The following is a 12,890-nucleotide window of genomic DNA, read 5'->3' on the forward strand; positions in this document are numbered from 1 at the left end:
TCTTGTCTGCCCGATACACCTAAAAGATGAAGACCAGGCTTATTTTCTTTTTATGCATTTTCCCGCTGGCATACTGCGAGCTTACCCGGGCACAGGGTAAACCGGAGGACTATAAACGGGCGGAAGAACTGAACGGCCTCATTCAAAAGAAGATCTATTACGCCCCGGCGGATGTACGTTACCTGAAAGAGCGCGGGCAATATGCCTATTCGGTGATCACACCTACAGGAACGGTATATAAACGACTGGATGCGAAAACCTTCGCGGTAACGGAAGGACAGCCATCGCCCCCGGAAAATACGGGCGCCGGCAGCGGAAGAGGAAGCGGAGGGACAAATGGGCGCTCTCCCGATGGAAAATGGACTGCTTTCGTTAAAAATTACAACGTGTATGTCAGGGCAACCGATGGAGACGCTGAGTTCGCCTTGAGCACCGATGGTACGAAGGATGATTATTACACCGGTTACCTCGTTTGGTCTCCCAACTCGCGGAACCTGGCCACCTACAAGGTCCATCCCGGGCAGGAGCATAAGATCTATTTCGTGGAAAGCTCGCCCGGGACACAGCTTCAACCCATTCTCAGATCGCGGGATTACCAGAAACCGGGCGATTCCGTGGAGCAAAAAACGCCGGCCTTGTTCGATGTGGGCGCGCGCAAGCAGGTCCCGGTGGATGCCGGAAAGATCCGTAACCAGTATTTTCTCACCAACATTGCGTGGCGTAACGACAGCCGGGCATTTACATTCGAATACAACCAGCGCGGCCACCAGGTTTATAGCGTGGTGGAAGTAGATGTGAAGGGACAGCTGCGCGAGCTGGTCAAAGAACAGGCGAAGACCTTCTTCGTATATTATTACAAACGATTCCGGTTCGACGTCAACGACGGGAAGGAAACGATCTGGATGAGCGAGCGCGACGGCTGGAACCACCTTTACCTGTACGACGCCAACGGCAACGTGAAGAACCAGGTGACTAAAGGAAATTGGGTGGTAAGAAGCGTGGTAAAGGTGAACGAGCAGGACCGCACAGTGATCTTCGAAGGAAGCGGCATGGATGCGAAGCAGGATCCTTATTTTATCCAGTACTATAAGATCGGCTTCGACGGCACCGGCCTGGTGAAGCTAACGACGGAGAACGGCAACCACAAAGCGGTTTTTGCGGACGACTACAGCACGTTTGTAGACACCTACTCGCGTGTAGACCAGCCCCAGGTAACCGTTTTGCGCGACGGGAAAAGCGGTAAAGTGCTGAAGCAGCTGGAGCAGGCCGATATTACCGACCTGCTGAAAACCGGCTGGAAGCTGCCCGAGGTATTCTCGGCAAAAGGCCGCGACGGGAAAACCGACATCTGGGGAATCGTGGTGCGGCCCAGCAATTTCGATCCCGCAAAGAAATACCCCGTGATCGAATACATTTATGCCGGGCCTCATGATAGCTTTGTGCCGAAAAGTTTTGTGAACGATAGTCGAGGCTCTTTACATGAGCTCGCCGAACTGGGCTTTGTAGTGGTACAATGCGATGGTATGGGCACCTCGAACCGTTCGAAAGCTTTCCACGATGTGTGCTGGAAGAACCTGAAAGATGCCGGGTTTCCCGACCGCATGGCGTGGATCAGGGCGCTCGCCGGTCGCTACAGCTACCTGGACACCACGCGCGTGGGCATTTTCGGTAATTCGGCAGGCGGGCAAAGCTCGCTGGGGGGCCTGTTGTTCCACCCTGAATTCTACAAAGTGGCCGTGTCGTCGTCGGGCTGCCATGACAACCGCATGGACAAGATCTGGTGGAACGAGCAATGGATGGGGTATCCCATTGGTCCGCAGTATGCCGAAAGCAGCAACGTAGACAACGCCTGGCGTTTACAGGGTAAGCTCCTGCTGATATTGGGCGAGCTGGACGATAACGTGGACCCGGCTTCGACCATGCAGGTGATCAACCAATTGGTAAAACACAATAAGAACTTCGACTTCCTGTTCGTTCCCGGTATGAAACACTCATTAGGCGGCGATTATGGAGAACACAAGCGCCGTGATTTTTTTGTAAAGCATTTGCTCGGGGTGGAGCCGCCGGAGTGGACATGGACGCCGAAGATTACGGTGCCAAAGCCGTAGTGAGATGTTACACTGCCACTCCCCATCGCTAACAGATCGTTAATATGGTTACCCCTTCGGTTTAGGGTTGAACGGGTTGACATACGACGGCATTACTTTATCTCAGAAATAAGGCTCGCGATAACCCGTTTTACCAGCCCGTTCATGTCATTGGTGGTGCGGATCCACCGGGACACGATCACCAGGTTGTTCTCCGTGTCTACATATACCATGTTATTGCCCGCTCCCAGGTGGTAAAAGGCCGAGGCCGGCGCATCCGGCAGGAGCTGTTTATCTGTATTGAGGAAATAGTTCATAAACCCGTAAGTTTTTTGTGCAGGGCCTGGCGTAAGCGCCATGCTGATCCATTTTTCCGAAAGCAATTGCTTACCGTTCCATTTACCGCGATTTAGGGTAAGGTACCCGAAGCGGGCCTGGTCATATGCGCTGATGAAGAGGCCGCCACCCCAGTGCGAGCCGCCGCTTACCGACTGCATCGGCTGGCCGTCTATTACCACCCACGAGTTGTCGTAACCCAGCCACCGCCAGGTATTCGACGCCCCGATTGGGTCCATGATGTTTTCCTTTAACACTACCGGGAGGGGTTTTCGCCAGATGTTCAGCAGGGCGAGTGCGAGCACGTTTACGCGGGTATCGTTGTACTCGTATACGGCGCCGGGACCGGTACGCGCACGCGTAAGCCAGGTATTCGCATCGGCGGCCGGGCGATCGGCCCAATCGGGTTTGCCCCATAAGGTGCCTTCCCAGTCGCTGGTCTGGCGCAGCAGGTCGTCCCACCTGATCTTGCGGTTATGCTCCGTATCGAACAGGCTGATCATATCGCTTTGCGCCATCGCATCCGATTTGTTGCGGCTGAGGTTAAACGGATCATAGGGCACGATCGGGCCCATGTAGCCGGCCACTTTGTCGGCCAGGTCGGCAATCATGCCACGGTCGAAGGCTACGCCGGCGGTGGAGGAGAGGAAGCTTTTGGCCACACTGAAGGTTTGATCGGCACGCAGCGGGTCGCCCCATTCGGCGACAATGTACCCGTTGCGGATGATGAGCCCTGCAGCCGCGCCACGGTCGCTGAAAGGACCTGCCGCCGTTCCGAACGGTTCTTTACCGAAGGTCTGGTAATGATTTAATTTAAGGTCTTTGGGTGTGGTCGATTCTGCCGCTACGGCGAAAGCGACAGCCTCCTTCACCAGCGAGTCGCGCATGCCTACCTGTGCCGGAGAGCGATGCTCCCATTTGCCAGGCTCGGGGAAGTAAACGGCTTTGGATTTCTTTTGCGCGTAACCCTGGATCGCCAGGGTAAGCAGGTATGCGCAGAGCATGGTGTGGAAAACAGCTTTCATTGGGTTATTTCTTTTCCAGCTGGGGATATTTAATCCCGAGCTGTTCAAGGTAGGTGGCGTATTTTGAGGGATCATAGTAAAACTTTTCCAGCTGCGGCCTGAATTCGTCCATGATCTTTTTGTTAAGGTAAGTTGCGGGCGGTGTGGCAGGCTCGAGGAAGGGGATGTACTTTACATCCTTTGTTTGCACGTTGCGGTAATAGTCCCAGGCATCGGTAACTATCTTCGGGTTGGTAAGGATATCCAGCAGGGTGGCCGCCAGTACCTTGCTCCCGGATACTACGCCTTTGTGCGCGATGGGAGTGGCCATGGCAATGGCGTTCGCCCAGTTATGTCCAGGCATGCCCGGGATGTTGGAAGGGTAGTTGAGCACTACGGTAGGTACGTTCCAGGCGATGTCAGCAATGTCGTCGCTGCCGCCCCCCATCGAAAATTGTACCGGTCCGTTTAGGGTATCTATCCTGGTAGCGAGGCCGTCGATCGGCTCCCCGCGCAGCGTTTTTTTTGGCGCGTTCACCAATTTTTGCACCGCCCGGGCGAATTGCTGGTCGGCGGGGTCCCATACGGGCAGGCCAACTGTTTTAATGTTGCGGTATACCGCTTCGGCAATGGGCTTGTTAAAATGGCCGGGCCAGGCAGTGCCCAACAGCTGGTAGGTCATTTTGGTACCGGTCATGGCGGCTACGGATCTCGCGTAAAGCACGGCGTCGTCATACATGCCTTTAATGTCCTCGTACGTACGCTCCCTCAGGTAGTACCATACCGAGGCCTTTGACGGCACTACGTTTGGCTGATCGCCGCCATCCGTAATTACATAATGCGAGCGCTGCGTAGGCTTCATGTGTTCCCGTTTATAGTTCCAGGCAACATTCATCAGCTCCACGGCGTCGAGCGCGCTCTTGCCGCGCCATGGCTGCCCGGCGGCATGTGCCGAGCTCCCTTCGAACTTAAACTCTACCGATACCAGGCCGTTGTTTCCCGCATCTCCCCATGATACGGCCAGTTTGTCGCCTACATGGGTGAAGATACAGGCATCGGCATTTTTGAAATAGCCGTCACGAATGTACCAGGCTTTGGAGCCTACCAACTCTTCGGCCACACCGGGCCAGATCACCAGCGTACCCGGCAGTTTTTCGCGATCCATGATCTTTTTTACTTCAATGGCCGATAAAATAACCAGCGGCAATCCCGAATTATGGCCTTCACCATGCCCCGGCGCGTCTGCTACGATCGGCTCTTTATAGGCGATGCCGGGCTTCTGCGAGGCCTTGGGGATACAATCGATGTCACTCCCCAGGGCGATAAACGGTTTGCCGGCTCCCCATCGTGCCATCCACGCCGTAGGGATGCCGCCTATGCCGCGCTCGATAGAAAACCCGTTCTTCTCGAGTATGGCGGTGAGATACGCCGAGGTCTCTTTTTCCTGGAAGCCCAGCTCGGAGAAACTAAATACCATGTCTACCATTTCCTGGGCGCTTTTCTGCTGCCCGTCTATGGCTTTGATGGCTTCGGTTTTCCAGGCTCCCACGCGGGAGGAGATGGAAGGGGACCGCTTTTGTGCGACGCACGTTAGGACGAAGGAGCTAAACAATAAAAGCAGGAGGAATTTGAGATGGATCATAATGCCGGAATATAGGGATTTTCTGCGTGTTTTAGCCCGGGGGCACGAAGAACCGCGAAGGAATTATACGTTAACGCCCCTGTATACGTCTCTTCTGATGAGGCTTGAGCTGGGGGCTGCTCATGGTCATCATCCCCGGGAAAAGGAAAGAAAAGATAAGAACACTGCCTGTGGTTTCCAAATACTTCGCGTATCCGCCAAGAGCCTCACCTTTTGATCCTGATCAGCATCCCCTCATTAAGCTGGATATGTAAGTTGAAAGCATAAGTGGTCCTGAAAGGGATGGTATCCGTCCGGCTATAGTTAAGCTCGACCACCGTGCTGCCAAATGAATCCGCTAATAAGCTGTCCACTGATGTTTTGAAGGTAGGCTGTTCGTCGTCGTACAGGTAGATCTTAACCGATCCGTCATTGTATCGCTTGCCGAAAATCTGGCCGCTTACCTGTTTGCCTTTGTATCGTTTATAATAAATACTATCCAGGAGGGTGATGGTGTACCCCGGTCGTTGATCTTTAAGCACCATTTTGTAACGGCCTTCCGGATGAATATCGTTAATAATGTTACGCCATAATAAAAGCCTCATTTGGTTATCGTAACATGTCACACCACGATCAGCACTGCATCCCCCGCGGATTGTGGTTATGTGATAAAGATCGTGAATAAACTGGAACCGGCTTCTATCGGGGCTGTCTGTATCGCCCATTCCCCACCTTATAACCTGGTAGATGCCTTTATCGAAATCGTCCCTGGCCGCCGTTTTCGCCAACTCGCAGGTTTTACATCGGGCCAGCAAATGCAAAAAAGGAATATTACGCCGTACGGTAACCCAGAAAAAGAGCAAGCTGCTCCCGGTTATTGTAATAATGATACAGGCAAGGATCAGGGTGTTAAATGAATGTAGCTTTATCATAAGGGGTTGGATCTTTTGGAATGATGGCTTTCGGGGATCTATTCCATAATCGCGGCACCCCTGCTATTATGTTTTTAGTTGATTATCCTGGTTAGGTGGTTACTTCCAACCTTTCCCTTCTGCTTCCTTTGAATACTAAAAATATTAGCATATCTTTACGGCCGAAGTTAACGCTGCATGCTCCAGGCCAGGAAAGATCTTATTAACCAGCTGCAAAAGAACATTTTGCAATGGCAGGGTTTTGTCGTTCCGCCGGCAGGCGCAAGCAGGGGCATAGGTCTTGGCCCGGTAGAGCATGCGTTCCCGAATGGCGTGTTTCCAACGGGCGCTATCCACGAGATGCTTTGTCCCACTCCCGAACAGGCAGCGGCTACCGGCGGTTTAATGGCAGGTTTGCTGGCTTCGCTCATGCAGCAAGGGGGCGTGTGTTTGTGGATCAGCTTATCGCGAAAGCTGTTCCCACCCTCGCTGCATGCCTTCGGGGTGGTGCCGGACCGGGTGATCTTTGTGGATGTACAGTGCGAGAAAGACCTATTATGGGCCATGGAGGAAGGGTTGAAGTGCGAGGGACTGGCAGCGGTGATCGCCGAAGTGCGCGAGATCAGTTTTGCGCAATCGAGGCGGTTGCAGCTGGCGGTGGAGAGCAGCAGGGTAACAGGCTTCCTGCTGCGGAATGATCCGCGTAAACCGGGCGCCAATACTTGTGTGGCACGGTGGCGGGTAACATCGCTGCCCAGTGAGCCAGGGGAAGGAGTGCCCGGTATCGGCTTTCCCCGCTGGCAGGTGGACCTGCTGCGCGTTCGTAATGGAAACCCGGGCAGCTGGAAATTGGAATGGGCAGAGGGCCGTTTCATGCCTGTTGCGGAAGCGGCAGCAGGAACAGTTGAAATAACCTTACCCGGAAGGAGGGCAGGCTGAGATGGCAAAGCGGTTTGTTTCACTCTGGTTCCGTCATTTGGTGACGGATTGGCTTACCCTGAAGAAGCCGGAACTGAAGGATGTCGCCTTGGTATTGGTAGCGCCGGCACGTAACCGGGTAATAGTTACAGCGGCCAATCTCCTGGCAGAATCGCAAGGGGTCACGCGTGGTATGGCTGCGGCTGATGCGAAGGCGATCGTTCCGCAACTGCAGGTGCTTGACGAACTCCCGGGCCGGGAGACCTGGCTGATGAATGCGTTGGGAGAATGGTGCATCCGTTACACGCCGCTGGTGGCCATTGATCTGCCTGATGGCCTGATTATGGACGTTTCCGGCTGTGCACACTTATGGGGGACGGAACGGGATTACCTCAAGGAAATTATTACGCGTTTGCGAAGTAAAGGGTACGACGTTCGCGGGGCAATGGCGGATACTGCGGGCGCTGCCTGGGCGGTGGCACGTTTCGGGCGGGTTAAACCTATCATTCCCGCGAACGGGCAGATGGACGCGCTGCTGCCGCTGCCGCCTGCCGCCCTGCGTCTTGACCCGGTAGTACTGGACCGGTTACAGAAACTTGGCTTTTACAGCATCCGGCATTTTATCGGGATGGGAAGATCGGTGTTGCGCCGCCGTTTTGGAGAAACATTTCTGCTGCGCATCGACCAGGCCCTGGGCAACCAGGACGAGCCGCTGCATCTACTGCACCCTATAGCGCCTTACGAGGAAAGATTGCCCTGCCTGGAGCCTGTGCGCACGGCCACAGCTATTGAAATTGCCATCCGGACCTTGCTCGGGCGGCTTTGTCATCGCCTGGCAGGCGAAGCCATGGGCGTCCGGACTGCCGTACTGAAAGGATACCGGGTAGACGGGCAGGTGATACAGGCGGCCATTGGTACCAACAGCGCCTCGCACCAGGCAGAGCACTTATTCAAGCTGTTCGAGCTTAAGATTCCCACGCTGGAACCGGCACTGGGCATCGAGCTGTTTACGCTGGAAGGCACGAAAGTGGAACAAGTGGAGCCCGGCCAGGAGGCGTTGTGGTCGCCGGAAGGGTGCGGCCTCGGTAGCCAGGCATTGGCCGGACTGCTGGACCGGCTGGCCAATAAGCTGGGTGCAGGCGCCATCTGCCGTTACCTGCCGCAGGAACATTATTGGCCGGAGCGCTCCGTTAAAGTTGCAGACTCCTTAAAAGAAAAGCCCGCAACAGCCTGGCGTACCGACCGGCCCAGGCCCTCGCTGCTGTTGCCAAGGCCCGAGCGGGTAGAAGTAACGGCCCTGATACCCGATTACCCGCCCATGCTGTTCATTTACAGGAACAAGGTACACCAGGTGAAAAAAGCCGATGGGCCGGAGCGCATCGAACGCGAATGGTGGCTCGAACAGGGCGAGCACCGCGATTACTACCAGGTAGAGGACGAGCACGGACAGCGTTACTGGCTGTTCAGGTCAGGACATTATTCGGGCGACCACTCCGACCAGTGGTTTATTCATGGATTCTTTGCGTGAAAAGGGGATGGGATATTCGGAACTACAGGTAACGAGCAATTTTAGCTTTCTTAGGGGAGGTTCGCATGCGGAAGAGCTGGTAGCTCAAGCCGCACAATACGGGTATACTTCCATTGCAATAACAGACCGCAACACCGTGGCCGGCGTAGTGCGCGGTCATAAAGCAGCAAAAGATGCGGGGATCCGGTTTATACCAGCCTGCCGCCTCGACCTGCTGGATGGCCACAGCCTGCTGGCTTACCCGACCGACATTACCGCCTGGGGACGTTTATGCGCATTGCTTACCAGGGGCAATCTCCGAACGGAAAAAGGGAAATGCGACCTGTATAAACAGGATGTTTTTGAACATTCGGAGGGGATCAAATTTATTGTACTGCCGCCGGGCGAATTAAATGCGCGGTTCGATTTCGGGGAGTCATTTAAACGCGACCTGCAGCATTACAAAGAAGCCTTGGGAAGCAGCCTGTACATTGCCGCCAGCCGGTCGTACAGCGGCGATGATGCCAAGCGCCTTTACCGGGTCTCGCAAACCGGTATCCCGATGGTAGCTACCAATGATGTGCATTACCACGAAGCGGCACGCCGCGAATTGCAGGATGTAGTTACCTGTGTGCGCGAAAAATGTACTATTAACCATGCCGGTTTTAAACTGCATGCCAACGCTGAACGGCATCTTAAAACTATCAGCGAAATGCAGCGCCTCTTCCGGCAATACCCGGAGGCGATTGCGTTAACGGAAGAGATCGCAGATGCCTGCCGGTTTTCCCTGGACACTTTAAAGTACCTGGAACCCGAGTGGGTAAGTCCGGATGGCCGCTCTGCCGACGAGCACCTGGCCGGTTATACCTGGGCCGGCGCCGAAAAGATCTACGGGGGAAAGGTCCGGGACGATATCAGGGCGCAGATCGAGTTTGAGCTGGCGTTTTTTGCCCGCAGAAAGCTGGCCCCTTATTTTCTGCGGATCTATGAGTACACCAAAAAAGCCGAAGAACTGGGGATCCTGCACCAGGGACGCGGGTCTGCGGCAAACTGTACCGTGTGTTTTTGTCTCGGCATTACCCCGGTAGACCCTACTAAATCAAGGCTACTGTTCTCGCGGTTTATGTCGGATGCGCGGGATGAATGGCCCGACGTGGATGTCGACTTTGAACACGAACGGCGGGAAGAGATCATCCAGTGGATTTATGAAACGTATGGCCGTGAACATGCCGCCATTGTAGCCACGGTAACACAGGAGCGTCATAAAGGTGCCCTCAGGGATGTGGGTAAAGTAATGGGGCTTTCGGAAGATACGATCAAACGTTTAGCCGGCGCCATCTGGGATTTTTCTGAAGAAGCCTTCGACCGGCAGCGCATCATAGAGCAGGGACTGAACCCGGACGACCCGCACCTTTTAAAGGTGCTGGACCTCACCGTACAGCTGATGGGATTCCCGCGCCAGCTGGGTCAGCATACAGGCGGGTTCGTGATCACCCAGTGCAAGCTTTCTGACCTCTGCCCGGTAATGAATGCCCGTATGGAAGAGCGCACACAGCTGGAATGGAACAAGGACGACCTGGAAGACCTTGGGATCCTGAAAGTGGATGTGCTGGCTTTGGGTATGCTTACGTGTATTCGTAAGGGGTTCGACCTGGTAAGGCAGCATTATGGGCGCAACCTTACACTGGCCAATGTTCCGCAGGACGATACCAGGGTATATGACATGATTTGCCATGCAGATACGCTCGGCGTGTTCCAGATCGAGAGCCGGGCGCAGATGTCCATGCTGCCCAGGTTGAAGCCAAGGGATTTTTATGACCTGGTGATAGAGGTCGCTATTGTTCGCCCGGGCCCCATCCAGGGGGATATGGTGCATCCTTACCTGAGACGCCGGGATAAGATCGACGATGTCGGGTATCCTTCACCTGAGCTGGAAAAAATACTGAAACGTACATTGGGTGTTCCCTTATTCCAGGAACAAGCTATGGAGATCGCCATCGTAGCAGCAGGTTTCACCCCGGCGGAGGCAGATCAGCTGCGCCGGAGTATGGCCACCTTTAAAGCGAAGGGCATGGTAAGCCAGTTCAGGGAGAAGCTGGTGGCGGGAATGATGGCAAAAAATTATACCGAAGAGTTTGCCAACCGCATTTTTAAACAGCTGGAAGGTTTTGGGAGCTATGGTTTCCCCGAAAGCCATGCTACCAGCTTCGCACACCTGGTATATATTTCATCATGGATGAAATGTCATTACCCGGATGTGTTTGCAGCCGCCTTGCTCAACAGCCAGCCGATGGGCTTCTACCAGCCCGCACAGATCGTGATCGATGCAGAGAGACATGGAGTAGTGATGCGCCCGGTAGACGTAAACCATTCGCTTTGGGATAATACGCTCGAAGAAAAGGAAGGGGCGTATTGCGCCCTGCGGCTGGGGTTCAGGCAGGTGAAGGGATTGAACCAGGCGGATATACAGCGCCTGGTTGCAGCGCGCGGGACCGGGTTCCGCAGCATGCAGCAGTTGAGTGATGCCGGTGTGCCGCAGACCGCAATCGAGAAGCTCACCGATGCCGATGCATTCCGTTCTATGGACCTCGACCGCCGGAGAGCCCTATGGGAAGTACCTGCCCTGACCGGCAAACCGGTAGGGCTATTTGCCGGTCAGCCTTCCGAAAGCGCGTTCGAAGCCCAGGTGAGCCTGCCGTTTATGACCCCTGCCGAACATGTGGTACAGGATTATGCCGCGATCGGCTTATCCCTCAAGGCGCACCCGGTAAGTTTTGTACGCAGCCAGCTCCACATGCTGCAGGTTACGGAAACGGCCGCCCTTAGCACACTTAAAAATGGCGATCGTGTAAAAGTAGCCGGGCTGGTTACGGTGCGCCAGCGCCCCGGCACCGCTAAGGGAGTGCTGTTTATCACCATTGAAGATGAAACCGGCTTCTCCAACCTGGTGGTATGGGAGAAGATCTTTACGGAGTATCGTAAGGAAATCCTGCAATCGCGGCTGCTGATGGTGGAGGGCAAGCTTCAGGTAGAAGGGGAGGTGATCCATGTGGTGGTGAACCGCTGCTTTAACCTTACCCGCCTGCTGCACGGTTTAATCCCCGCGCTCGATGAGAACCTGCCGGTACTTACCTTATCAAGGAGTGACGAAACTACCTCGCCGGGCCCCGTGCAAAAAGAGGTGTTTTACAAAGGGAGGAACTTTAAGTAACGAATAGCCGCAAGTATGCCGGTGAACCAGGGGAGTTAAAGCTGCAATTGCGTAAAGGTTTTTGTAGATTTAGTATTACCTTTCGGCTGAGATGCTTAAACCTTTCGATTTTCAATGCCAGCTGCGCGACCACTTTAAACGACAGGAAAAAACCTGGAACTGGTTCTCGCAGGTAACGATCAGGAACGAGCAGGTCGAAGAGTTTAAAACCTCGCTTCTTAAGAACACGTACCGGCTGGAGGAAGCTTCGGAGCCGTTGATCCATCGCCTGGTGGCCGAAGCCAAAAGTAAGCTCGGCGTAATTGTCCCCGTAACCGTTTACCAGTCGCAATATTCGCAAAGTGCCAACGCCGGGATCATTTTTATCGGGAATGAAGCCCACCTGCTGCTTTCCGGGCCGCTGATCCGCTCCCTGGAAGAAAAAGAGCTGCTGGCGCTGATCGCCCACGAGCTTTCGCATATCCTGTTTTATACGCTGGATGGCGGCGATTTCGAGGTAACGAGCCGCATTATTACGGCCATTGGGAACGACTACCGTAGCGGGGATACGTATGCCGAAACCTCCCGCTTATTCAGCCTTTTTACCGAGCTTTTTTGCGATATCGGTTCATTCGAAGTATGCGGCGACTCCGCTGTAGTGATCTCTGCACTGGTAAAGATCGATACCGGGCTGGAGAAAGTGTCTGCAGCGAACTATGTGAAACAGGCCGATGAGATCTTCGCCCGGCATGACCAGGGCTCGGGCGGCGAGTCGCATCCGGAGTCGTTCATCAGGGCAAAAGCCATCGACCTGTACGCCAGGAACGGCGCTGCCGCGTTCGACGGGATCAGCCGCATGATCCTGGGCAACCCGGGGTTGTTTTCGCTCAATATCTTTATGCAGCAGGCCCTGCTGGAAACTACGAGGGAACTTATCCAACTGCTGCTAAAGCCAAAGTGGATGCAAAGCGAACTGAACAAAGCCCATTACCAGCAATATTTTAGAGAATTTAAAACGAATAGCGCAGGCATCGCCGATGGTGACTTTAAAGCCCGCATTGGCAGCAGCAGCGCCAGCCTGAAAGAGTATTACTGCTATGTAATGCTCGACTTTGCCTTGTGCGACACCGAGATCAGCACGCCTGCATCCGGGTTGATCCTCGACCTGGCGGAGCAGCTCGGCCTCAGCGAGCCATTAACCAGGATATTTAAAAAAGAACTGAACCTGAGCGACAAGAAATTTAATGAGTATGTCCAGGCTGCCGCCAGCGAGCTCAATGCGATTATGGAGTCTGACCAGGAGAAAATTTACTAGC

9 protein-coding genes are annotated in these 12,890 nt (G+C 54.4%); 6 read left to right on the plus strand and 3 right to left on the minus strand.

The genetic code is table 11. From position 1 onward, the window contains the following. Positions 1-26 precede the first annotated feature (26 nt). The gene (locus GS398_RS14825; RefSeq protein ID WP_160907559.1) at positions 27-2,108 is read left to right on the plus strand and encodes a S9 family peptidase; all 2,082 of its coding nucleotides are present in this window, start codon (positions 27-29) and stop codon (positions 2,106-2,108) included. A gap of 92 nt (positions 2,109-2,200) precedes the next feature. Here the strand turns inward: GS398_RS14825 and GS398_RS14830 are convergent, their stop codons facing one another. The 3 genes from GS398_RS14830 to GS398_RS14840 all read right to left on the minus strand — a co-directional run bounded on the left by GS398_RS14830 (position 2,201) and on the right by GS398_RS14840 (position 5,653). Then, positions 2,201-3,448 (minus strand): serine hydrolase domain-containing protein, encoded by a 1,248-nt coding sequence (locus GS398_RS14830; protein WP_160907560.1) that lies wholly within the window; start codon positions 3,446-3,448, stop codon positions 2,201-2,203. A gap of 4 nt (positions 3,449-3,452) precedes the next feature. After that, positions 3,453-5,069 (minus strand): peptidase dimerization domain-containing protein, encoded by a 1,617-nt coding sequence (locus GS398_RS14835; protein ID WP_160907561.1) that lies wholly within the window; start codon positions 5,067-5,069, stop codon positions 3,453-3,455. Between the two features lie 206 nt (positions 5,070-5,275). Then, positions 5,276-5,653 carry a hypothetical protein gene (locus tag GS398_RS14840; protein ID WP_160907562.1) on the minus strand — a complete coding sequence of 126 codons (378 nt, stop codon included), beginning with the start codon at positions 5,651-5,653 and terminating at the stop codon, positions 5,276-5,278. 72 nt (positions 5,654-5,725) lie between these two features. Here GS398_RS14840 and GS398_RS14845 point away from each other — a divergent pair, with 72 nt between their 5' ends. The 5 genes from GS398_RS14845 (at position 5,726) to GS398_RS14865 (ending at position 12,889) form a co-directional block, all read left to right on the plus strand. Next, the gene (locus tag GS398_RS14845) at positions 5,726-5,965 is read left to right on the plus strand and encodes a hypothetical protein (protein ID WP_160907563.1); all 240 of its coding nucleotides are present in this window, start codon (positions 5,726-5,728) and stop codon (positions 5,963-5,965) included. Positions 5,966-6,157: 192 nt separating this feature from the next. Continuing rightward, positions 6,158-6,898, plus strand: a complete 741-nt coding sequence (locus GS398_RS14850; RefSeq protein ID WP_160907564.1) for an ImuA family protein — start codon at positions 6,158-6,160, stop codon at positions 6,896-6,898. 1 nt (position 6,899) lies between these two features. Beyond that, complete coding sequence (locus GS398_RS14855) at positions 6,900-8,405, plus strand: Y-family DNA polymerase (protein WP_160907565.1); 1,506 nt, start codon at positions 6,900-6,902, stop codon at positions 8,403-8,405. After that, positions 8,389-11,595, plus strand: a complete 3,207-nt coding sequence (locus GS398_RS14860) for an error-prone DNA polymerase (protein WP_369410264.1) — start codon at positions 8,389-8,391, stop codon at positions 11,593-11,595. The genes GS398_RS14855 and GS398_RS14860 overlap by 17 nt, the downstream gene beginning before the upstream one ends. A gap of 91 nt (positions 11,596-11,686) precedes the next feature. Beyond that, positions 11,687-12,889 carry a M48 family metalloprotease gene (locus tag GS398_RS14865; RefSeq protein ID WP_160907566.1) on the plus strand — a complete coding sequence of 401 codons (1,203 nt, stop codon included), beginning with the start codon at positions 11,687-11,689 and terminating at the stop codon, positions 12,887-12,889. Position 12,890 lies beyond the last annotated feature (1 nt).

Origin of the sequence: Hufsiella ginkgonis (assembly GCF_009834915.1) — a bacterium.
In the GTDB taxonomy this organism is placed as follows: domain Bacteria; phylum Bacteroidota; class Bacteroidia; order Sphingobacteriales; family Sphingobacteriaceae; genus Hufsiella; species Hufsiella ginkgonis.

Coding starts and splice junctions, on each gene's coding strand:
- GS398_RS14825 (WP_160907559.1), top strand. CDS start 27: ATGAAGACCAGGCTTATTTTCTTTTTATGCATTTTCCCGCTGGCATAC.
- GS398_RS14830 (WP_160907560.1), bottom strand. CDS start 3,448: ATGAAAGCTGTTTTCCACACCATGCTCTGCGCATACCTGCTTACCCTG.
- GS398_RS14835 (WP_160907561.1), bottom strand. CDS start 5,069: ATGATCCATCTCAAATTCCTCCTGCTTTTATTGTTTAGCTCCTTCGTC.
- GS398_RS14840 (WP_160907562.1), bottom strand. CDS start 5,653: ATGAGGCTTTTATTATGGCGTAACATTATTAACGATATTCATCCGGAA.
- GS398_RS14850 (WP_160907564.1), top strand. CDS start 6,158: ATGCTCCAGGCCAGGAAAGATCTTATTAACCAGCTGCAAAAGAACATT.
- GS398_RS14855 (WP_160907565.1), top strand. CDS start 6,900: ATGGCAAAGCGGTTTGTTTCACTCTGGTTCCGTCATTTGGTGACGGAT.
- GS398_RS14860 (WP_369410264.1), top strand. CDS start 8,389: ATGGATTCTTTGCGTGAAAAGGGGATGGGATATTCGGAACTACAGGTA.
- GS398_RS14865 (WP_160907566.1), top strand. CDS start 11,687: ATGCTTAAACCTTTCGATTTTCAATGCCAGCTGCGCGACCACTTTAAA.